The following is a 20,995-nucleotide window of genomic DNA, read 5'->3' as shown; positions in this document are numbered from 1 at the left end:
CCCGCGGCATCACGGACTGAGGCGCTCCGCCCGCCAGCTGCCGTCCGGCTCCACCACGTACCGCAGCCGGTCGTGGAGGCGGTTCTCGCGGCCCTGCCAGAACTCGACCGTCCGGGGGGCGACGCGGAAGCCGCCCCAGTGCGGGGGCACGGGGACCTGTTCACCCTCCGGGTAGCGGGCGCTCAACTCCTCGTAGGCGGCGTCGAGCTCGTCCCGGGAGGAGATGACCGAGGACTGGGCGCTGGCCCAGGCGCCGAGCTGGGAGCCGTGCGGGCGGGTGCGGAAGTACGCGGCGGTCTCGTCGCGTCCGGTGCGCCGCGCCGTTCCGGTGACGATGACCTGGCGGGCCATCGGGTGCCAGGGGAAGAGCAGCGAGACGTACGGGTTCTCGGACAGCTCGCGGGCCTTGCGGGAGTCGTAGTTGGTGTAGAAGACGAAGCCCTGCTCGTCGTACTGCTTGAGCAGCACCGTGCGTGAGCTGGGCCGGCCCTCCGCGTCCGCCGTGGAGACGACCATCGCGTTCGGTTCGTACACCATGCCCTGCACCGAGGCCTGCGCGGCCTGCTTGAACCAGCGGGCGAACTGGTCCATGGGATGCGCGGCGAGATCGGCCTCGACGAGCCCCTCGGCGCGGTAGTGGGCGCGCATCGCGGCGGGGTCGGCGGCGAGTTCTTCGGCGTCGCCCGCGGCTTCCGCGGCGGCGGCTTCCGCAGCGCGCAGGACGAGGGGCTCGGCGGCGGATTCATCCGGGAAGCGGTCGCGGTCGGTCACGCGGTCATCTTGCCGTATCCCGGTACGGCATCGAGAGTCAGTGGGTGGCACTGAGTGCCGCAGGGCCTCCCCAAAGGTGGCACTCGGAGATATGGTGCTGGCACCGTTTCCGGTGGGATGACCGCCGGTCGCACGGGGCATCACCGGGAAGACGTACCGGACCGCGAGTCCACGAGCCGACCGTGGAGCCGGACGTCGACCACTCATCACCGACGCACGGTTTTCCCCTTCCAACCGCAAGACGCGCCCCCACCATCACGCCCCACCGTCACCCCCCATGAACCCCCCGTCGTACACATCACGAGGAGCCGCCTGATGTCCGACTTCGTACCCGGACTCGAAGGAGTCGTCGCGTTCGAGACGGAGATCGCCGAACCGGACAAGGAGGGCGGCGCACTCCGGTACCGGGGCGTCGACATCGAGGATCTGGTCGGCCACGTCTCCTTCGGGAACGTGTGGGGCCTCCTCGTGGACGGCGCCTTCAACCCCGGTCTGCCGCCCGCCGAGCCGTTCCCGATCCCCGTCCACTCCGGCGACATCCGCGTCGACGTCCAGTCCGCGCTCGCCATGCTCGCCCCCGTCTGGGGCCTCAAACCACTCCTCGACATCGACGAGGCCCAGGCTCGCGAGGACCTCGCCCGCGCCGCCGTCATGGCCCTGTCGTACGTCGCCCAGTCCGCCCGCGGCCAGGGCCGGCCCATGGTTCCGCAGAGCGAGATCGACAAGGCGCACTCCGTCGTCGAGCGCTTCATGATCCGCTGGCGCGGCGAGCCCGACCCCAAGCACGTCGCGGCCGTGGACGCCTACTGGACGTCCGCCGCCGAGCACGGCATGAACGCCTCCACCTTCACCGCCCGCGTCATCGCGTCGACGGGCGCGGATGTCGCCGCCGCTCTCTCCGGCGCCGTCGGGGCCATGTCCGGGCCGCTGCACGGCGGCGCGCCCTCCCGCGTCCTCGGCATGATCGAGGAGATCGAGCGCACGGGCGACGCGGAGGCCTACGTCAAGAAGGCCCTCGACAAGGGCGAGCGCCTGATGGGCTTCGGCCACCGGGTCTACCGCGCCGAGGACCCGCGCGCCCGTGTCCTGCGCCGCACCGCCCGCGAGCTCGGCGCCCCCCGCTTCGAGATCGCCGAGGCGCTGGAGAAGGCGGCCCTCGATGAGCTCCACGCGCGCCGTCCGGACCGCGTCCTGGCGACGAACGTCGAGTTCTGGGCCGCGATCATGCTCGACTTCGCCGAGGTCCCGGCGCACATGTTCACCTCGATGTTCACCTGCGCCCGTACGGCGGGCTGGTCGGCGCACATCCTGGAGCAGAAGCGCACGGGACGGCTCGTACGGCCGTCCGCGCACTACGTGGGCCCCGGTCCGCGCGGCCCCCAGGAGATCAAGGGCTACGAGGACATCGCGCACTGAGTGCGCCGAGCCCTCTGACCCCGCTCGCCGGGTCCGCCGGTCATCACGCGGGGGTGAGCAGCTCCGCGTGATGACGGGTGGCGACCAGCGGGTGGGCCCGCAGCTTGCCCTTCAGCTCGTTGAAGCCGTACTCCGCGAACAGCGGGTTCGCCGGGTCGTCGGTGACGCCGGGCGCGGCGGAGGCGTGCGGGAAGGGCAGCGGCTCCACGCGGGCGTCCAGGCGCGGGTTGTAGAAGAAGGGCACGGAGAACCGCTCGGTGGCCCCGGGCGGACTGACGACCCGATGGTTGGTGGCGACGAGGTACCCGTTGGTGGCCACTTCCAGCAGCTCGCCCAGGTTGACCACGAACGCTCCCGGCAGCGGCGGCACCTCGTGGAACTGACCGTCCTCGCGCTGCACCTGAAGGCCGCCGACCTGGTCCTGGAGCAGCAGCGTCAGGAATCCGTAGTCCTTGTGCGCGCCCACGCCCTGGTCGGCGCCGTCGCCCGCGCTGCCCGGGTAGCGCACGAGCTTCAGATGCGGATGGGCCCGCTCGCCGAAGATCGGCTCGTAGAAGTCGGCGGGCGCCCCGATCGCGGTGAGCAGCTCGCGCAGCAGGCGGGCCGCGACCGAGCTGAGCCGGTCGATCCACGCCAGCGCGGCGGTCCGCAGCTCCGGCAGCGTGGCCGGCCACTGGTTGGGCCCTTCCAGCCACCAGTAGGCGGGCTCGCCGGGACCGGGCCTGCGCGCGGGGCGCTCGGCCCCTATGTCGAGCTGGTCCCGCCAGTCCCGGCTGCCGCCCGTGCGCTCGTCGCCGGTGCGCGTGTACCCGCGGAAGTGCGGCGAGTTGACGTTGTCGAGGGCGAGCCGCTCGGCCGCGGGCAGCGCGAAGAACCGGTGCATGGCGTCGAGCAGGGCGGCGGTCTCTCCCTCGGTCACCCCGTGCCCGACGAGCTGGAAGAAGCCCACGTCGTGGGCGGCGCTGTGCAACTGCGCGTGCAGCAGGGCGCGGGCCTGGGGGCCGCGGTCGGCCGCGGAGAGATCGATGATCGGAAGCTGCTGGGAGGGCCGGTGCTGTCGGTTCTGCAAGCCTTGGAGGCTCTGCAGGTACTGATCAGAAGACGTGTTCGTCGTCATGAGGTGCGTCCGCAGGGTGTACGGGTGCCCGGGCGGCCGCCGGGGGTGGGGCGGGGGCCACGGGTGCCAAGGGGGAAGAGGGGGGCCGAGGTCAGGAAGAAGCCCGACAGCCCATGCTCGTGACGCGCACGAAGTCCACGTGTCGGCGTCGAACGAGCATCGGAAGCATGGCCCAAGAGTACTGCGGACCCCGCGAAACGCATGTGCCCCACCTCACATGCCCTGCGAAACGCAGACGACCCGCGAGCTCGGGTCCCCCCGCCTCACGGCGGAGGAGCCGGCCGGACGTACCGGCGAGCTCGCGGGTCGGGTGACTGCTTGGGATTGGGGCCGGCTACGCGCGCACTTCACGCGCTGGTCCGGCACCGCACTGGATGTGGTGACGGGCCGCTAGCCCGCAGCCACCTCGCTAGTCCGGGTTTCATACATGTACCCGATCACCTCCCTTCGGCGTACGGCCCACCTTAGGAACCGATCGAACGCGGCTCAACAGGTTTTTCGAACCTGGTGCCGTACGCATATCCGTCAGCCCGCTGGAGCAGGCGCAGGTTCGGTACCCCGCGCAGGTCATGGCCGCCGCGTCTCGCAGCGGAAGTTTGGCCTCCGCCTTGATGCGCGCGAGTCTTTCCGGCTGCTCTGCGAGGAAATCTTCCACCGGTCGCGCCGATTTGGCCTGGTTGCAGGGGCCGCAGGCCAGTGTGAGGTTCGAGATCCGGCCGGATCCGCCATGGGCCCTGGGCTGGATGTGGTCGATCTGCAGGGGTGTGCTGGTGGCTCCGCAGTAGGAGCAGGTACGGTGCCATTTCTCCAGCAGGTATTCGCGCACCTCGTACCCGGTGAGGGTGCCCTCACGGTATTCGAGCGCACTCATTGCCTCGCGGCCGAGACTGAGGGCATGGGTGTCGAATGAGTTCCGCTCGATGTGGATCTCGACGACAGGAAAGAACTTCATCAGGCGGCTGACCTGGCCGATCGTGCCCTCGACTCGGTGCCGCAGGGACGGCGCGAGCCAGCCCGCCGGTCGCCTTCTGTTGTCGAATCCGGGCGCGCGGTAACGGAGATTCCCGCTGCGCCGCCGACGCCGGTAGCCCGCCCGACGCTTCATGCCGTCGCGGATCTGAGCGCCGCGGTGGTTCAGCTCGACCGCGAACAGGCCTCGGCGCGCTGAGTGCCCGTGTCCCGTGGCGTGGTCCGGCTGCTCCGTGTCCGTAGTCACGACGATTCCCGGCCCACAGCTTCCCGGGTCGACGCGCACCGCCACTCCGGCGATGGTGGAGTCCTCGAGCAGACGATCTTTCAAGCGGATCGCGAACGGCACGTACCGCACCACCACTGCTCTTCCCTTCGCGAGCAGTTTGCGTGCGCGGGCGGGGTGGCACGGCATCAAGGGGTGCCCCCGTTTGTCGAGCACCGGGACCATCTGCGCGCCAGCCCCCGCCTTGTTTTCTCCCTTACGGGAGAGGCGTACTCCCTCCGCGGCTACTGAAGCAGCCGCGTCGGGGTGTCGCCGTACGCCTGTTGGTGACATGCGTACGGTCTCCCCTCGCCCGTGTCCCATACCGGCTGCGCCGTCCAGAGAAGTGGCGCCCCTGCGGCCCGTTTCGTCCCTGCTTCCGGGGGTGTCTGCTGCCGCTGGTTCCAGAGCCTGCCGCTGAGGAAGCACGGCAGGGTGGGTCTCCTCACCTGTATGGAACGTAGTCGTCGAACTCACCTCGATTCACAGTGACGACTGGGGCTGGTCAACCATGGGTGGGAGCGGTTGACCTGCCGAACCACCTGGAACGAGACGCTAGTGATCGTGGATCTGTCTGTGGCGCAGACCGCCTAAAGGCATCCGTTTGTGCGAATCCAGGTGAATCATCGAACGGATGGCCGGAGCGGCTGTTAGGCAGAAGCCTGGGACGGCCACTTCGATGGGTGGGTGGGGCGCGATTCATGGGGCTGACGGGGCGGAATCCCTGCGTACAACGATTTCGTCCAATCTTTGGGGAACACGATGTGGGCTGGGTCACGTTCGAGTTGAATGAAGGCGAGTGAGCGAACTGTCTCGCCGTACGTGCGGACGCAGCCTGCAGGGGGTCCAGGTGAGTGCTTCCCGGCGTAGTGGGACCACCGACGAGCTGGGGCCGGACGAGCCCGAGCCGGCTGGTTCCGATCTGCTTGCCGCGCTGCTGGACGGGATGGACGCGGCGCTGTGCGCGTTCGACGCCGATGGGGTCGTCACCCATTGGAACCGTGAGGCCGAGCGGATTCTCGGCTGGACCGCGGCCGAGGCCGTGGGGCGGCGCGGGTTCGCCGGATGGGCCGTGCGGACCGCGGACGCCGAGGAGGTCGAGGCGCGGCTGCTGTCCGCCATGGAGGCCCCCGGGCGTCAGGTGCACGAGTTCGCGCTGCTGACCAAGGACGGCGGGCGCGTGCTGGTGCGGACCCAGTCCGCCGCCGTGCGCGGAGCCGACGGGAAGCCGGCCGGGGTGTACTGCGCCTTCAGCGAGGTGCACGCGCAGATCGATCTCGAGCGGTCCATCGCTCTGAGCGAGGCGTTGTTCGAGGACGCCAGCTGGGGTGTGGTCCTGGTCGACGCGGACCTGCGGCCCGCCGTCGTCAACGCGCATGCGGCCCGGGCCCTGGGGACCGGGCGTACGGCGGTGCTCGGACGGCCGCTGGGGGAGCTGCTCTCCCAAGGGGTCGAGGAGCTGGAGGGCGCGCTCACGCACGTGCTCGCCGAGGGCGCGCCGCCCGCGCCCGCCGAGATGTGGGTGAGCGTGCGGTCGGCCGAGGGCGAGAAGCGGCGGTGCTGGCGCAGCGGGTTCCTGCGGCTTGCCTCGCCGCTCGCGGAAGAACCGGTTCCGCTCGGGGTCGGGTGGCTCTTCCAGGACGTGACCGAGTCCAAGCACACCGAGCAGGAGGCGGCCCTGCTGCGGTTCCGGGCCAACCAGCTGCACCGGGCGGCACGGGCGGCGGCCGAGTGCGAGGACCCCGGGGAGGCCGCCACCGTCCACCTCGACTTCGCGCTCGCCGGGTTCGCCGACCACGCCCTGATCGACCGGGTCGCGACCGGGTGGGCGGCGGGGGACGACGACGGGCCCGTACGGCTGGTACGCGCCGTCACCACGCCCGCCGGGGCGCCCGGGCCGAGCCTGCTCACCGGGAAGGCCGGGCTGCCCGTGCGGTACGCCGAGGGGCATCCCGCGCTCCAGTGCGTGGATCGGGCCGGGTCCGTGCGGGCCAGCTCCGGTGAGACCACCGCCGAGCGGAAGCGGGAGTGGGCCACGGCCCGCCAGTGGCCGCCGGACGCGGTGCATGCCCTGTGCGCGGTCCTGCGCAGCCGGGGGCGCACGCTGGGCGTCGTGACGTTTCTACGGGGGGCGGAGCGCAGCCAGTTCGACCGCACGGACGCGACATACGCCGAGGACGTGGCGGTACGGATCGCCGCGGCGCTGGACCTGGACGGGCTGACGGCCCGCACGTAGGCGCTGCCGCGCACCCCACCCAATCGGCTCAACGCGGGTGAAGGATTCCGGGTCGGCCCAACGCGGACGGAGGACTCCCGGTCGGCTCAGCGGGGTGGAGGATCCTGGTCGGCTCGGCGGGGTTGGAGGGTCCGGGTGGGGCCAGCGACCGTGGAGAGGCTCGTTCGGCTCAGCGTCGGTCGAGGATCCGGGTCGGCTCAGCGGCGCGGGGGATCCCGGTGGGCCAAGCCGTGGTGAGAGATCCTGGTCGGCCCAGTCACGTGAATGGCCCCGGTCGATTCAGCCGGGCTGAGTGATCCCGTCGGCCCAGCCGGGCTGAAGGACCCGGTCGGCCCCTCCGCGGTGAAAGATTCCGTCGGCCCAGCCGGGCTGAAAGACCCGGTCGGCCCAGTCACGTGAAAGGCCCCGGTCGACTCAGCCGGGCTGAATGATCCCGGCGGCGCAGCCGGGCTGAAAGACCGCGTCGGCCCAGCCACGGTGGAAGATTCCGTTGGCCCAGCCGGACTGAGAGACCCGGTCGGCCCAGCCGCGGTGAAAGATTCCGTCGGCCCAGTCGCGGTGAAAGATTCCGGTCGGCTCAGCGGCGGTAGAAGATTCGGTCGCCGTACTCCGTCATCACTCGGTCGTTCCATTCGTGGCCGCCGTCGACGTTGCCCGAGCGGAGCAGGGGCGGCTCGATGCCCCGGTCGGCCAGCGCGCCCGCGGCCGTGGCCATGACGGCCTGGAGGAGGGCCGTCGTGACCACCGTGGAGGCGGGAGCGAAGGGTGCCTCGATCGTCTCCAGGGTCAGTTCCGCGTCGCCGACCGCGATCTTGGAGTCGAGGACGATGTCGCAGTGGTCCTTCAGATAGGTCCCCGAGACGTGCCGGGACGTCGTCTCCGAGGTGTAGGCGACCGAGGTGACGCCGATGACCTTCACGCCCAGGGCCCGCGCGCTCATGGCCATCTCGACCGGGAGCGCGTTGCGGCCGGACAGGGAGATGATCACGAGTACGTCGCCGGCGCGCAGCGGACTGGAGTCCAGGACCGCGCTCGCGAGGCCGTCGACCCGCTCCAGAGCCGAGCCCAGCGTCGCCGGCATGACGTCGACGCCGACCACACCCGGGACCGGGAGCAGGTTCATCAGGGCGAGGCCGCCCGCGCGGTAGACGACGTCCTGCGCGGCGAGCGAGGAGTGCCCGGCGCCGAAGGCGAAGAGCCGGCCGCCGTCGACGACGGTGTCGGCGATCAGGGTGCCGGCCGCCTCGATGGCGCCCTCGTCCTCGTCGCGCACCCGCTGGAGCAGGCCGATCGCCGCGTCGAAGAACTGCCCGGCCAGCTTGCGGTCGCTCATCGGCGAAGCCCCTTAGAAGTCTCGTCGGCGTCGGGTGGGCGCTGGGTCACGCTTTGTGCCGCGGATCACGTTGCGGTCTGGACCAGTGCGCTGTCAATACGGCCTGCGGAGGTGGCCGCGGAGGCACCCGGTGGGGCGTCCGCGGGGGCACTCGTAACCCTGCGGTTTCAACGGCGAGGCACGCTTGTCAGTGGTATGCGTCAGAATTGGGTTCAGGGCCAGCGCACACGCCGGTGAGCCACCGAGCCTTCGGCAGAGCTAATCAAGGGGCACGTATGTCCGGACTGATCGACACCACGGAGATGTATCTCCGCACCATCCTCGAGCTGGAGGAGGAAGGCGTGGTCCCCATGCGCGCCCGGATCGCGGAGCGGCTCGACCAGAGCGGGCCGACGGTCAGCCAGACGGTGGCGCGCATGGAGCGCGACGGCCTGGTGGCGGTCGCCACCGACCGGCACCTGGAGCTGACCGAGGAGGGCCGTCGTCTCGCCACCCGAGTGATGCGCAAGCACCGCCTCGCGGAGTGCCTGCTCGTCGACGTGATCGGTCTGGAGTGGGAGCAGGTGCACGCCGAGGCGTGTCGCTGGGAGCACGTGATGAGCGAGGCGGTGGAGCGGCGCGTGCTGGAGCTGCTGCGCCACCCGACCGAGTCGCCGTACGGCAACCCGATCCCCGGCCTGGAGGAGCTCGGCGAGAAGGACGGCGCCGACCCGTTCCTGGACGAGAGCATGGTGTCGCTGGCCGAGCTCGACCCCGGCCTGGACGGCAAGACCGTCGTCGTACGCCGGATCGGCGAGCCCATCCAGACGGACGCGCAGCTGATGTACACGCTGCGGCGCGCGGGTGTGCAGCCCGGCTCCGTGGTGAGCGTGACGGAGTCGGCGGGCGGCGTGCTCGTCGGCAGCGGTGGTGAGGCGGCGGAGCTCGAGTCGGACGTCGCGTCCCACGTGTTCGTCGCCAAGCGCTGACATCCGGTGATCGTGGGAGGCCTCGCACCCCGGTGCGGGCTTCCCGGCCCTGAGCCCGCGAGGGGCAGCTCCCGGGGGTGGGCCACGGGGTCCGGCAGCCGCCGAACCCCGGGTCGGCCTCCGGGCGCCCGCCGGCCGTCGTGGGCAGGCGTCGACCCGGCCTGCCCCCGTGCGCGTCGGTGGCGATCGAGCCCGCGTACAGCGACACCGCTCGTCGGGGACGACCCGGCGCTCCGTTCAACGCGCCGGGCGCGGGCATGGGCGCCATGGCGCAGGTCGCTCGCCGTGGAGCGTGTCGTCCGCCCGCGGTGACCCAACACTCCACCTCCTTCCCGCACCTCCGCTGACTCACCTCGGTCATGTCAACTCCCGCGACCACAGGGGCAGTTGTGATGTTTTCGCTACATGGCCGAAACCAAGATTCAGTGTGCGGAATCGCAGCGCCGCGACCATTTGCGTGCGAGGCTGGCCCGTGAGGCATATGACCTGAGGGCTCTTGACCGTGTCCAAGAGGGATGTCGCACGGTTGGGGAGGGGGCGGGGAGGATGTGCCGTAGATGTGGAGAGGGCCCCGGCGCTTTACGGCGCCGGGGCCTGTCCTCCCCTGTGCTGACCCGGAGCCCCGAGCTCCCAGGGTCATCCCCTTCGGACCAATTTCCCCGAGCGGTCCGCCTCCCGCTGAAGATCTCCCCTCGGCGGCGGCGGTCAATCCCCGAGTGTGGTCACTCGAACGAGGGGTGTTGCCACCGAGAGGAGTATTTTCGAATGTTCATTCGATAGCCTGGCGGCGTATCACAGGCAAATCGGGTACACGTAGAGCAGTACATCAGCAGACTCAACGGCACGAAAGCGGCACGACAGCAGCAGGAAGCGCGGCAGTAAGCGCGGTAGGAAGCGGTACGAGTGGACCGGCCGACTCGAGCGGGAGCGAGCGGTCCGAGCGAGCTAGGGGGGTGCCAGACCTATGGTGCGGCGCATCGACGTGACGGGCGCGGGCGGCCTACGCCTCGCTGCCTGGGAGTTCGCCGATCCTCCCAAGAGCGACCCGCCCAGGACCCCGCCCGCGCCCGGCGTGCTGCTTCTGCACGGCCTCATGGGCCGCGCCTCCCACTGGGCGTCCACCGCCCGCTGGCTCTCCGAGCGGCACCGCGCGGTCGCCCTCGACCAGCGCGGCCACGGCCAGAGCGACAAGGCGCCCGAGGGGCAGTACACGCGGGAGGCGTACGTCGAGGACGTCGAGGCCGCTCTCGAGCAGCTGGGTCTCGCCCCGACCGTCCTCATCGGCCACGCGATGGGCGCGCTGACCGGCTGGCAGCTCGCCGCCAAGCGCCCCGACCTCGTCCGCGGGCTGATCATCTGCGACATGCGGGCCTCGGCGTTAGGGGCCGCGTCGCAGCGTGAGTGGGAGGACTGGTTCAGGGCCTGGCCCGTGCCCTTCGCCACGCTCGCCGACGTACGGAAGTGGTTCGGCGAGGACGACCCCTGGGTGGAGCGCCCGAACCCGTCCCGCGGCGAGTTCTACGCCGAGGTGATGCACGAGTCCGCCGACGGCTGGCGCCCGGTCTTCGAACCCGAGCAGATGCTCAAGTCCCGCCAGACCTGGGTGTACGACGCCCACTGGGAGGAGCTCGCCCAGGTCCAGTGCCCCGCACTGGTCGTACGGGGTCTGGACGGCGAGCTCGGCCGGGCCGAGGCCCAGGAGATGGTCCGCGTCCTGCCGCACGGCCAGTACGCGGAGGTGGCCGACGCCGGTCACCTCGTGCACTACGACCAGCCGGAGGCGTGGCGCGCCGCGATCGAGCCCTTCCTCGACGGCGTACTCACCGGCCAGGACCGCTAGGACCTGTCGTTTGGATCAGGCCTGGGCCGCGGGACCCGGCACGCACATCTGCGGCGTTGTCGTCGGTCGCCATGGCTCCGCCATCACTCCCTCCTCCGCCTTGCAGCTGCACGCACCGGACCCCGCTCACCGGCACTGATCAAGTCCCGTCGCCTGAAACGACCTGATCCAAACGACAGGCCCCAGGCCCTGTCGTTTGGATCAGGTCCAGGCCCGCGGGGCTCAGCCCTTGCTGACCGCCGCCAGGATCTCCGGCAGCCGCCGGGCCGTCCGTGGCGCCGCCATCCGCAGCCCGAACGCCGTGATCAGCGCCCCGTATCCGGCCCCCAGCGGCAGCAGCAGCCAGCTCCACCGGTCCCCGTCCGCCGTCACGTTCAGCCAGATCGTGAGGGCGATGACGGGAGCGGTCAGCAGCGCCGCCGAGACCATTCCGCCGAAGATGGCGATCCAGGCGAGGCCCGCCTGCCCGGGAGCCACGTTCTTGTAGCCCTCCTGTGGGATCGAGTACGGGAAGCGGGCCGAGGACCAGGCGCCGGTCGCCAGCATCGCGCCGAGCAGCGCGAAGGACAGGCCGAGCACCTCGGGCAGCTTGGACCAGTCGTCGAGCATCGCCGTCGTCAGCACGGTCACGAGGGTCGCGTACGGCAAGGTGATCACCAGCAGCGCCAGCGCACGCCCGCGCAGTTCGACGTACGCGTCGTGCGGGGAGGCGATGGTCATCGCGACCATCCAGAACGCGGAGGTGTCCTGGCCGAACTGGTTGTACATCTGGATGCCGAGCATCCCGGCCGCGAAGCACGCGAAGTAGATCGAGCCGGTGCCCTGCAGGGCGTTGAACACGGGCACGATCAGCCCGATCGCCAACGAGGTCACCCACGCGGCCTTCGTCTTCGGGTCGCGCCACACGTACCGCAGGCTGCGCTCCATCACGGTCCCGGTGCGCCCCGAGGGCAGCAGCCGGCGCAGCCCGCCCGTCGGAACCCGCTCCCGCGCGGCACTTTCGCCCGCCTGCAACGTCGACCCGTCCGGGGAGGTCATCAGCCGGGTCAGGTGCCTCGACCAGAGCGCCAGCAGCCCCGCCAGCGCCGCCACGCTCAGGACGAGTTGGGCGACCCCCACCCCGTACGAGCCCTTGCTCATCGAGTCCACCGCGCCGATCGCCGACCCGGGCGGCACCCAGCGCAGCACGTCCGCCGCCGGGTCGAGCCGGGACAGTCCGCCCGCCGAACCGAGCCGCTGCGCGCCGAAGTTGACGAGCTGCGCGCCGATCGCGATGACGAGGCCGCTCAGTACGGCCAGGTCGCGGCCCTTGCGGCTGGACAGCAGCCGGATGTTGGCGGCGGCGACGGCCCGCGCGAGGGCCACACAGACGAGCAGCGCCAACGGCACGGCCACGACACCGGTGACGTACGCCGCCGTGCCGTGCGCCACGGAGATCACGGAACCGACCAGCAGGCACAGGGTGAACAGCGGTCCGATACCGACCAGTGAGGCCATGAGCAGCGCCCGGACCAGCGGGTCCGGTCGCAACGGCAGCATGACGAGCCGCGTCGGGTCGAGGGTCTCGTCGCCGCTGGGGAAGAACAGCGGCATCACGGCCCAGCCGAGCGCCATGACCGCGATCAGCAGGACGGTGACGGACGCGGCGTGCGCGTTGCCGCGCAGGGCGATGAGGCCGAGCAGTTGGAGGGCGGCGAAGAGGAGGACGACGACGACCGAGGTGATGTACGCGGCCCGCCGCCCGGCCGACTGCCGCAGCCCGTTGCGCAGCAGCGACAGCTTCAGCCGTACGACGACGGGGGTGATCGAGGCCTCGGAGGAGACTCCGGAGGTGCTCGTGCTCATCGCGTCGCCCCGCCGCCCAGCCAGTCCAGGTCGGCCCCGTGGTCGCGGCCCTGTGCGCCGACCAGTTCCAGGAACGCCTGCTGGAGGGAGGGCGCGTCGCCGCGGACCTCCGCGAGCGGGCCGTGCGCGCGGATGCGCCCCGCGACCATGACGGCCACCCAGTCGCACAGCGATTCGACGAGTTCCATGACGTGGGAGGAGAAGACGACCGTGGCGCCCGAAGCGGTGTAGCGCTCCAGGACGCCGCGGATGGTCTGCGCGGAGACGGGGTCGACGCCCTCGAACGGCTCGTCGAGGAAGAGGACCTCGGGGTTGTGGAGGAGAGCGGCGGCGAGACCGATCTTCTTGCGCATGCCCGTCGAGTAGTCGACGACGAGTTTGTGCTGGGCGCCCGCGAGGTCGAGGACGTCGAGGAGCTGGGTGGTGCGCTTGTCGACCTCGGCGCCGGGCAGGCCGCGCAGCCGGCCGGTGTAGGCGAGGAGCTCACGCCCGGAGAGCCGTTCGAAGAGCCGCAGGCCCTCGGGGAGTATGCCGATCCGGGCCTTCACCGCCGCCGGGTCGCGCCAGACGTCGTGGCCGACGACCTCGACGCCGCCCTGGTCGGGCCTGAGCAGCCCGGTCACCATCGAGAGGGTGGTCGTCTTGCCCGCGCCGTTGGGCCCTACGAGCCCGATGAACCGCCCCGCGGGCAACTCCAGATCGATCCCGGCGACGGCGACCTGCTCCCCGAACCGCTTCCAGAGCCCGCGTACACGGACGGCGGGAACGTCTGCCCCTGTTTGCTCGGCCATGTGAGCACCCTAAGGGGCAAGGTTTCAGGGGCGCGAGGAACTGCGCGACCAGCCACGACGAACCCGCGGCTCAGGAACGGCGCCGAACCACGGTCATCGGTCCCTGCCGCACGCATAGGCAAGCGGCGAGATCAGTTCCTCCGCGTCCGGCAGCCACCGATTCGCCGGCGTCGGCCGGCAGGCCCACTGCACCGCACCCCGCGAACCGAGCCGGGTGGGCGGAGCCGCCACGTAGGAGCCTTCGCCCAGGGTGATCAGGTCGAGGGAGGCGGGCGGCCAGCCCAGTCGGCGTACCAGGTCGGGGACCTTCACCGCGGCGCCGGGAAGGACGAAGAAGTGCATGCGCCGGTCCGGCGTGCACGTCACCGGTCCCAGCGTCAGCTCCATCCGCTCCATGCGGGCGAGCGCGAGGAACCCGGCCGTCTCCGGCACATCGATCGCGTCGAACGTACGCCCGGTGGGCAGCAGGATCGACGCGTTCGGCTGCTTCGACCACATCCGGCGTGCGACGGTCGCACTGCCCGTCGCCTGTGTCGCCCAGTCCTCGCGCGCCGCGTGTGCGCCCGGCGTGGGACAGGTGGCCTCGCCACAGGAGCAGCGTTGCATCCCGTCGACGACCTCCAGCCACGTGCCCGGGAACACGTCCCAATGGCGTTCTTCGGCATATCGCACGGCGGTGTCAAGTAGTGATTCGCCACGCTGCTTCGGGATTTGGACGGCCTCGGGCCCCGCGATGGTCTCTTCCACGATGAACACAACTCTAGCTGCCACAGGGGGTTACGGGGGTCCCGTGCGCGGGGGAGGGGCATCGTTCCCGCGTGCGGGGCGCATGGATGCACAGGTGGGGGCGCGCAGGGGGAACGGCAGCGGGTCGTGGGTAACCAGGGGTGGGGTCGGGCAACCGCCTGTACCCCGGCAATCCTCACATGTCTCGCATCTTCGGTATGTCGGCGGGGCATTGATCTTCATGGCCGACTTCCTTCGCTGTGGTTGGCCGATGAGGACACGTCAACTCGGTGCGTGGGCAGGCACCGCAGCCACAGGGGGTACGCCATGGCCGCAAGGCCTCTCGTCGCCAGGCAGCCGAACGAACGGCTGCAGGCGCTCATCCAGGAAGCGGGCTGTTCCAACGCCGGCCTGGCCCGCCGGGTCAACATGTGCGGCGCCGAGCACGGCCTCGATCTGCGCTACGACAAGACCTCGGTGGCGCGCTGGCTGCGCGGTCAGCAGCCGAGGGGGCGCGCTCCCGCGATCATCGCCGAGGCGCTCGGCCGCAAGCTGGGCCGTACGGTCACGATCGACGAGATCGGCATGGCCAACGGCAAGAACCTCGCGTCGGGCGTGGGGTTGCAGTTCTCGCCGACCGTCCTCGGCGCCATCGAGCAGGTGTGTGAGCTGTGGCGCAGTGACGTCGGGCGCAGGGACTTCCTGTCCGGCTCGTCCGTCGCCGCCTCCGCGCTCGTCGAGCCGAGCCGCGACTGGCTGATCTCCGCGCCGGACTCGCAGGTGGCGCGTGCGGCGGGTCCACGGGTCGGGCTCTCGGACGTGGCGGCGGTCCGCGCGATGACCCAGGCGCTCACCGATCTGGACCACCAGTACGGCAGCGGGCATGTGCGCCCGGTCGTCGTGCACTACCTCAACAGCGTGGTCTCCGGGCTGCTCGCGGGTTCGTACCGGGAGGGCGTCGGACGTGAACTCTTCTCGGCCGTCTCGCGGTTGACGGAACTCGCGGGCTACATGGCCATCGACACCGGCCAACCGGGCCTCGCCCAGCGCTACTACATCCAGGCGCTGCGGCTCGCCCAGGCGGCCGGGGACCGGGGATACGGCGGGTACGTGCTGGCCGCGTCCATGAGCCACCTCGCGGCGCAGCTCGGCAACCCGCGTGAGATCGCGCAGTTGGCACGCGCGGCGCAGGAGGGGGCGCGGGGGCGGGTGACACCGCGCGCGGAGTCGATGTTCCACGCCGCAGAGGCGCGCGGGCACGCCCTGATGGGCGACGCGCGCGCCGCGCAGGTGGCGTCCGGGCGTGCGATCACCGCGCTCGAGGGCGCCGACGCGGCCTCGGGGGACGACCCGACGTGGATCGCGCACTTCGACGAGGCCTATCTCGCCGACGAGTTGGCGCACTGCCACCGTGACCTTGGTCAGGCGGAGGCCGCCGCGCGCTGCGCCGAGGAGTCCCTCGCCGGGCATCCGGAGTCGCGGGCCCGCCGCCGGGCCATCGGTTACGTCCTGCTGGCCACCGCGCAGGTCCAGCAGCGCGAGGTGGAACAGGCGTGCCACACGGGTCTGCGCGCGGTCGAACTCCTCGGCACGCTCCGCTCCAACCGTGGCGCCGAGTACCTGGACGACTTCCAGCAGCGCCTCGAGCCGTACCGGGACGAGGCGGTGGTGCGGGAGTTCGGGGCGCGGATGGAGTTGCAGGCGGCGGCGTGAGTGGATCATGTGTGCGCCGGTGAACACGCGGTGTGCACAGGCGTGAACGCCGGGCTAACGAAGGCGCTTGGAGTGGGAGGAGTCAGATACAGCGCACGGTGGGGCGTATTCGTTACCCCGGTCACAGGGGACGGGGGTAACGACCTGTGCTGCGTGGCACGGGCGCGGGGGGACCCGGTAGCGTGAGCCGACGATTCCGAAGGTCCCCCATTAGTAGGAGTCCCGGTGACGCAGAGTGGACAGGGCGAGCAGCCCTCGGCGCGCGCGGCGCGCGAAGGCATCGTGCTGCCCTCCGACGGCGGCGAACCGCTGTTGCCGGGTATGACGGGCGACCGGGCCGTTCCGGCGGCCCCGGCGATCCCGGCGAGCGGTCAGACCTGGGACCAGCCGTGGGGACCGGACCAGTCGGCGGCACCGGCCCCGCAGCCGGCCGAGGGCTGGGGAGCGCCCGTGAACGGCACCCAGACGTGGGGTGGCTCCGAGCCGTCCCCGTCCAGCGCCCCCACCAACGCCCCCACCCCGGACTGGGGCGGTCACGACCCGTCCACCCAGACCTGGGCCGCGCCCGAGCAGCCGGCGCAGGGCTGGGGCGCCGCCCCGGCCCAGCAGCAGGGCTTCCCGGCCCAGCAGGCCCCCGGCGGCCCGCTGCCGGCCGAGGGCACCCAGCCGCCGTCGTACGGGGAGCAGCAGCCGTACGGGGAGCAGCCGCCGTCGTACGGCGGTCAGGAGACTTCCTCCTACGGCGGCCGACAGGATCCGATGTACGGCGGCCACCAGGGCGGTGTCGTACCCCAGCAGCAGGGCGGGCATGCGCACGCCGCCGCGCTGCCGCCCGCCGTTCCCGGGGCGCTGCCGCCCGCCGTCGACGAGGGCGCCACGCAGTACATCCCGCCGGTTCCGGCCGCGGCCGAGGGCGCGACCCAGTTCCTGCCGCCCGTCCCCGCCACGCCCGCCGAAGGGGCCACGCAGTACATCCCGCCGGTGGGCCCGGGTGCGTTGCCGCCCGAGGTGTCTTCGGGGCCGCTGCCCCCGACCGCGCACCCCGACGCCGAGGCCACGCAGTACATCGCCCCCGTGCCCGCCGAGCCTGGCGCGGCGCCGTACGGCATACGTCCGGGCGGACCGGAGGACCGGCAGCCGCCCGCGGAGTTCGACAACCTGTTCCGCAGTGCGCCCGGCGCGCCGGGCGCGTCGGAGGGGCCCGCGTCCACGCAGCAGCTGCCGCGGTTCGAGGCCCCTGCCCCGCACGCCCCCCACACTCCGCACGCCCCGTATGCCGCGCAGGCCCCGGGGATGCCCGGAGCGCCGGGCGGGCGGGCCGCCACCCGGCGCGGCGCGGCCGACGACGGCAGCGGCGGTGGCCGTGGTGGACGGAGCCGCTCGCGCGTCCCGCTGATCGCCGGTGTCGGGATCGGCATCGTCGTGCTCGGTATCGGGGCCGGCGCCATGCTCAGCGGCGGCGGAGGCAGCGACAGCGGCAAGAACGACAGCAGCAAGAACGTGTCGGCGACGGCCGCGCCCACGGACGGCTCGTCGTCGGGGGCCGACCCGGCCAAGGCGCAGGCCGTCGCGCTGGACAAGCTCCTCGCGGACAGCAACAACAGCCGCGACTCGGTGATCAACGCCGTGGAGAACGTGAAGGCGTGCAACAACCTGGACCAGGCGGCCAGTGACCTGCGCGACGCGGCCAAGCAGCGGTCCGGACTGGTGACCAGGCTCGGCGCTCTCTCGGTCGACAAGCTTGCGAACAACGCCCAGCTGACCGCCGCGCTGAACAGTGCGTGGCAGGCCTCCGCGTCGGCCGACAACCACTACGCGGCGTGGGCCGACCAGGTCAAGGGCAGGAAGGGCTGCAAGAAGGGCCACGCCCGCACCACCGGTCAGACCTCGGCGGCCAACCAGGCCAGCGGCACCGCGAGCGCGCAGAAGGCGAAGGCCGCCAGGCTGTGGAACTCGATCGCTTCGACCTACGGGCTGACGCGGCGCACGACGACCCAGCTGTGACCGCCCGGTCCGAGCCCGGGTGTCAGCCCGGTCCGAGCCCGGGTGTCAGTTCGAGTCCGCGTTCTCCAGCGTCTTCGACACGTCGATGAACCCGTTGCGCTCCGAGGCCAGCTGACCCTTGCGTACGACCTGGAAGGTGACGTGGGCGTTGACCAGGCGCGGGAAGTCGACGGCCGCGATCAGGTCCTCGTAGCGCCAGCTGAGGGTCGGGGTGAGCCGGCCGGTGGTGACCTTGAGGCCGTTGTCGAGGGCGTGCCGGATCGCGAGCGAGGTCACCTGGTTGTCGCCCAGTGACTCGATGACCGACTTGAGCACGTTGTATGCGATCCAGGTGGTCTGCACGCCGGCGTCCGCGGGGTCGATCCGGTTGTCGCCGAAGGCCTGCTCCTTGATCACCTTGCGCATCGGGTCCCAGCGCTTGTCGCTCGCCACCGGGTACCAGCCGGTGACGTGCGCGCCCTCGTACGGGCTCGACTGGCCTCCGGTGGAATCGATCAGGGACTGGTTGAGGCTGCCCAGCACCGTGCCCGTGCCGACCTTCGGATAGTCCTGGCGGTCGCGCCGGAACGAGTCCATGAAGGTCTCCGTACGGTCCCCGAGCGCGGACACCACACAGCCCCGCTTGAGCGGGTCCGCGCTCGCGCGGCTGAGTGCGAGCTGGGTCTGCTGCGAGTACTCGGTCGCGTCTTCGGCGGCCCGCTGGTCGGTGCCGGGCGCGTGGCCCTCCGCCTTCAGGCCGGCGTTCAGCAGCACCGGGAGCTGGTCGCCCGCGACGGTGTCGGGGCGGACGAGCGACACCGGGCCGCACGTCTTGCCGAGCTGCTCCCCGAGACCGGCCAGCAGGGCCGGCTCGCCGCCGTTGATCGGGTAGGAGAGCGGGCTCGAGAACTCGTCGTCGGTGACGCCGTAGCCGCCGATGTACGGGATGCCGGCGGCCTCCAGCGGGGCCAGGAAGGAACGGCCGTGCTGGCTGTAGGAGCCGACGACCGCGACCACGTTCTCGTCGGCCGCGCGCCGGGCGCACTTCGCCGCGTACACGGTGTCGTTGTGGTCGTTGCAGGTCAGGACCTTGAGCTTGTGGCCGTTGATGCCACCGTTCGCGTTGACCCAGCGCGCGTAGGCCTCGGCCATGGCGGGCATGCCGGGCTTGTTGGTCGCGGGGGTGTCCTGCGGCGCCCAGGTCATGACGGTGATGGGGTCGTCCCCGGAGCCCCCCGTGATACCGGGGACGACGCCGCACCCGACAGCGATCGACGCGCACGCCACCACCGCGCCCGCGAAAAGGGCTCTGGCCTTGACCTTCGTCGAGACTCTGGACCCGGTTCGCTGGAGGTGGTCGGGTGGGGTGGTGCTGGTGCGTCGCCTACCGGTCATGGACACGCACGATTCCGTCACATCACTAACCTGCGTGTGACCCGTGGTCAACGTGAGGTGACGTAGAGGTGAATTACGGGGGGCGATGATCGCATTTTCGCGGAGAACGTACGATCGTCGACTGTGCAAGGTTCGGAGAACTCTTCCCGTCGCGGCCGTCGCTCCTCCACCATGGGCGGCATGCCACTGAACGACATGCCCTGGTGGCGCTGGCGCAGCAATGTGCGTTCCGCGCTGCACATGCTCTCCGACCCCACCTTCCAACGTGACGTCTGGCTCGCCGGGATCGACGGGTACGGGGACGTCACCGACGCCGTGTACCGCCTGGTCGAGGACACCTGGCTGGACAACTGGTCCGCCGAGAAGTACGTCGGCACGATCTTCCGGGACTCCCAGGAGGCGGCCCTCGTCGACACCGCCGTGCTCCGCGTCCTGCGGATCATGCACCAGGTCGGGCCCGACGCCCCCGTCTCCGCCTACCTCGACCACCAGGCGTGGCCGGAGGCACTGCGGGCGGCGCGCGACGCGCACGTACGTCTCGCGGTGAGCGACGGTGAGGATCCGGACATCGCGCCGCGGACGCTGGAGGTCCTGCGGATCCTGACGCGCTCGGCGTAGCGTCCGCACGGCGGGACGCTCCGCGTGGCGTCCGCGTGGCGGGACGGTCCGTCCGGCGCGGTGCCTCGTATGGGACCCTGTCCTGCATGAACGATCAGTCCACCGGCGCCGCCGCGCTCGCCGAACAGTACGTCCTGACCCTCTCCTGCCCGGACAAGCAGGGAATCGTGCACGCCGTGTCGAGCTACCTCTTCATGACCGGCTGCAACATCGAGGACAGCCAGCAGTTCGGCGACCACGACACGGGACTGTTCTTCATGCGCGTCCACTTCTCGGCGGAGGCGCCGGTGACCGTGGACAAGCTGCGCGCGAGCTTCGCGGCGATCGGTGACTCCTTCCACATGGACTGGCAGCTCAACCGGGCCGAGGACAAGATGCGGGTCGTGCTGATGGTCAGCAAGTTCGGCCACTGTCTGAACGACCTGCTCTTCCGCGCGCGGACCGGCGCGCTGCGCGTCGACATCGCGGCCGTGGTCTCCAACCACACGGACTTCGCCGAGCTCGTGGCCTCGTACGACGTCCCCTTCCACCACATTCCGGTGACGAAGGACACGAAGGCGCAGGCCGAGGCGCAGCTGCTCGAACTGGTCCGCTCCGAAGGGGTCGAGCTGGTCGTGCTGGCCCGCTACATGCAGGTGCTCTCGGACGACCTGTGCAAGCAGCTCAGCGGCCGGATCATCAACATCCACCACTCCTTCCTGCCGAGCTTCAAGGGCGCGAAGCCGTACCACCAGGCGCATGCGCGCGGTGTGAAGCTGATCGGCGCGACGGCGCACTACGTCACCGCCGACCTCGACGAGGGGCCGATCATCGAGCAGGAGGTCGAGCGCGTCGGCCACGACGTGACGCCCGACGGGCTGGTCGCCATCGGGCGGGACGTGGAGTGCCAGGCGCTGGCGCGCGCGGTGAAGTGGCACGCCGAGCGCCGGATCCTCCTGAACGGCCGCCGCACGGTGGTGTTCGCGTAGGACACGCGGACGCTTCGCCTCCGGCCCCGGGGATCGTTTCG

General features: G+C 71.2%; 16 protein-coding genes. 8 read left to right on the top strand and 8 right to left on the bottom strand.

All coding sequences use genetic code 11. The features are described 5' to 3' along the window. Window positions 1–9: 9 nt before the first annotated feature. Window positions 10–648 carry a pyridoxamine 5'-phosphate oxidase gene (gene pdxH / locus ACZ7M2_RS19920; protein WP_352044462.1) on the bottom strand — a complete coding sequence of 213 codons (639 nt, stop codon included), beginning with the start codon at window positions 646–648 and terminating at the stop codon, window positions 10–12. A gap of 438 nt (window positions 649–1,086) precedes the next feature. Between pdxH and ACZ7M2_RS19915 the strand changes: the two genes are divergently transcribed. After that, the gene (locus tag ACZ7M2_RS19915) at window positions 1,087–2,187 is read left to right on the top strand and encodes a citrate synthase 2 (RefSeq protein WP_403689337.1); all 1,101 of its coding nucleotides are present in this window, start codon (window positions 1,087–1,089) and stop codon (window positions 2,185–2,187) included. Window positions 2,188–2,230: 43 nt separating this feature from the next. On the opposite strand, the gene ACZ7M2_RS19910 is transcribed toward ACZ7M2_RS19915, so the two are convergent. Further along, entirely contained in the window at window positions 2,231–3,256 is a 1,026-nt protein-coding gene (locus ACZ7M2_RS19910) for an isopenicillin N synthase family dioxygenase (RefSeq protein ID WP_471596359.1), read from the bottom strand. Between the two features lie 469 nt (window positions 3,257–3,725). Next, a complete protein-coding gene (gene iscB, locus ACZ7M2_RS19905; RefSeq protein WP_471596358.1) occupies window positions 3,726–4,724 on the bottom strand; it encodes an RNA-guided endonuclease IscB in 999 nt (332 codons plus the stop codon). Window positions 4,725–5,388: 664 nt separating this feature from the next. Here iscB and ACZ7M2_RS19900 point away from each other — a divergent pair. After that, on the top strand, window positions 5,389–6,774 hold the full coding sequence (locus ACZ7M2_RS19900) for a PAS domain-containing protein (RefSeq protein ID WP_471596357.1): 1,386 nt from the start codon (window positions 5,389–5,391) through the stop codon (window positions 6,772–6,774). 577 nt (window positions 6,775–7,351) lie between these two features. Here the strand turns inward: ACZ7M2_RS19900 and ACZ7M2_RS19895 are convergent. Further along, a complete protein-coding gene (locus tag ACZ7M2_RS19895) occupies window positions 7,352–8,107 on the bottom strand; it encodes an SIS domain-containing protein (RefSeq protein ID WP_471596356.1) in 756 nt (251 codons plus the stop codon). Between the two features lie 275 nt (window positions 8,108–8,382). On the opposite strand from ACZ7M2_RS19895, the gene ACZ7M2_RS19890 reads away from it, so the two are divergent. Beyond that, window positions 8,383–9,075, top strand: a complete 693-nt coding sequence (locus ACZ7M2_RS19890) for a metal-dependent transcriptional regulator (protein ID WP_054235646.1) — start codon at window positions 8,383–8,385, stop codon at window positions 9,073–9,075. A gap of 964 nt (window positions 9,076–10,039) precedes the next feature. Beyond that, complete coding sequence (locus ACZ7M2_RS19885) at window positions 10,040–10,915, top strand: alpha/beta fold hydrolase (protein WP_471596355.1); 876 nt, start codon at window positions 10,040–10,042, stop codon at window positions 10,913–10,915. 222 nt (window positions 10,916–11,137) lie between these two features. Here the strand turns inward: ACZ7M2_RS19885 and ACZ7M2_RS19880 are convergent, their stop codons facing one another. From ACZ7M2_RS19880 to ACZ7M2_RS19870, 3 genes are all read right to left on the bottom strand, one after another. Beyond that, window positions 11,138–12,760, bottom strand: a complete 1,623-nt coding sequence (locus ACZ7M2_RS19880) for a transporter (RefSeq protein WP_471596354.1) — start codon at window positions 12,758–12,760, stop codon at window positions 11,138–11,140. After that, window positions 12,757–13,551 (bottom strand): ABC transporter ATP-binding protein, encoded by a 795-nt coding sequence (locus tag ACZ7M2_RS19875; RefSeq protein ID WP_352044136.1) that lies wholly within the window; start codon window positions 13,549–13,551, stop codon window positions 12,757–12,759. Before ACZ7M2_RS19875 ends, ACZ7M2_RS19880 begins: the two co-directional genes overlap by 4 nt. 93 nt (window positions 13,552–13,644) lie before the next feature. Next, the gene (locus ACZ7M2_RS19870) at window positions 13,645–14,307 is read right to left on the bottom strand and encodes a bifunctional DNA primase/polymerase (RefSeq protein WP_352044137.1); all 663 of its coding nucleotides are present in this window, start codon (window positions 14,305–14,307) and stop codon (window positions 13,645–13,647) included. Between the two features lie 297 nt (window positions 14,308–14,604). Between ACZ7M2_RS19870 and ACZ7M2_RS19865 the strand changes: the two genes are divergently transcribed. Together ACZ7M2_RS19865 and ACZ7M2_RS19860 are read left to right on the top strand one after the other, a co-directional pair. Further along, a complete protein-coding gene (locus ACZ7M2_RS19865; RefSeq protein ID WP_266625679.1) occupies window positions 14,605–15,990 on the top strand; it encodes a transcriptional regulator in 1,386 nt (461 codons plus the stop codon). A 225-nt stretch (window positions 15,991–16,215) separates the two neighbouring features. Then, window positions 16,216–17,994, top strand: coding sequence for a DNA polymerase III subunit gamma/tau domain-containing protein (locus ACZ7M2_RS19860; RefSeq protein ID WP_471596353.1), 1,779 nt, complete (start codon window positions 16,216–16,218; stop codon window positions 17,992–17,994). Window positions 17,995–18,039: 45 nt separating this feature from the next. Here ACZ7M2_RS19860 and ACZ7M2_RS19855 read toward each other — a convergent pair whose 3' ends face one another. Next, complete coding sequence (locus ACZ7M2_RS19855; protein WP_471596352.1) at window positions 18,040–19,368, bottom strand: ABC transporter substrate-binding protein; 1,329 nt, start codon at window positions 19,366–19,368, stop codon at window positions 18,040–18,042. A gap of 171 nt (window positions 19,369–19,539) precedes the next feature. Between ACZ7M2_RS19855 and ACZ7M2_RS19850 the strand changes: the two genes are divergently transcribed. After that, entirely contained in the window at window positions 19,540–19,986 is a 447-nt protein-coding gene (locus ACZ7M2_RS19850) for an SCO4402 family protein (protein WP_352044140.1), read from the top strand. Between the two features lie 86 nt (window positions 19,987–20,072). Continuing rightward, on the top strand, window positions 20,073–20,954 hold the full coding sequence (purU, locus tag ACZ7M2_RS19845) for a formyltetrahydrofolate deformylase (protein WP_352044141.1): 882 nt from the start codon (window positions 20,073–20,075) through the stop codon (window positions 20,952–20,954). The last annotated feature ends 41 nt before the right edge of the window (window positions 20,955–20,995 follow it).

The organism is Streptomyces sp. NPDC111507 (assembly GCF_055638955.1).
The sequence above is the reverse complement of the archived record's forward strand: the minus strand, read 5'-3'. Positions and strand labels throughout refer to the sequence as shown.

Bases quoted from the DNA above. Each gene is read 5' to 3' on its own strand.
- pdxH (WP_352044462.1), bottom strand. From the start codon at position 648: ATGCGCGCCCACTACCGCGCCGAGGGGCTCGTCGAGGCCGATCTCGCC.
- ACZ7M2_RS19915 (WP_403689337.1), top strand. From the start codon at position 1,087: ATGTCCGACTTCGTACCCGGACTCGAAGGAGTCGTCGCGTTCGAGACG.
- iscB (WP_471596358.1), bottom strand. From the start codon at position 4,724: ATGGTCCCGGTGCTCGACAAACGGGGGCACCCCTTGATGCCGTGCCAC.
- ACZ7M2_RS19895 (WP_471596356.1), bottom strand. From the start codon at position 8,107: ATGAGCGACCGCAAGCTGGCCGGGCAGTTCTTCGACGCGGCGATCGGC.
- ACZ7M2_RS19890 (WP_054235646.1), top strand. From the start codon at position 8,383: ATGTCCGGACTGATCGACACCACGGAGATGTATCTCCGCACCATCCTC.
- ACZ7M2_RS19885 (WP_471596355.1), top strand. From the start codon at position 10,040: ATGGTGCGGCGCATCGACGTGACGGGCGCGGGCGGCCTACGCCTCGCT.
- ACZ7M2_RS19880 (WP_471596354.1), bottom strand. From the start codon at position 12,760: ATGAGCACGAGCACCTCCGGAGTCTCCTCCGAGGCCTCGATCACCCCC.
- ACZ7M2_RS19875 (WP_352044136.1), bottom strand. From the start codon at position 13,551: ATGGCCGAGCAAACAGGGGCAGACGTTCCCGCCGTCCGTGTACGCGGG.
- ACZ7M2_RS19865 (WP_266625679.1), top strand. From the start codon at position 14,605: ATGGCCGCAAGGCCTCTCGTCGCCAGGCAGCCGAACGAACGGCTGCAG.
- ACZ7M2_RS19855 (WP_471596352.1), bottom strand. From the start codon at position 19,368: ATGACCGGTAGGCGACGCACCAGCACCACCCCACCCGACCACCTCCAG.
- ACZ7M2_RS19850 (WP_352044140.1), top strand. From the start codon at position 19,540: ATGGGCGGCATGCCACTGAACGACATGCCCTGGTGGCGCTGGCGCAGC.
- purU (WP_352044141.1), top strand. From the start codon at position 20,073: ATGAACGATCAGTCCACCGGCGCCGCCGCGCTCGCCGAACAGTACGTC.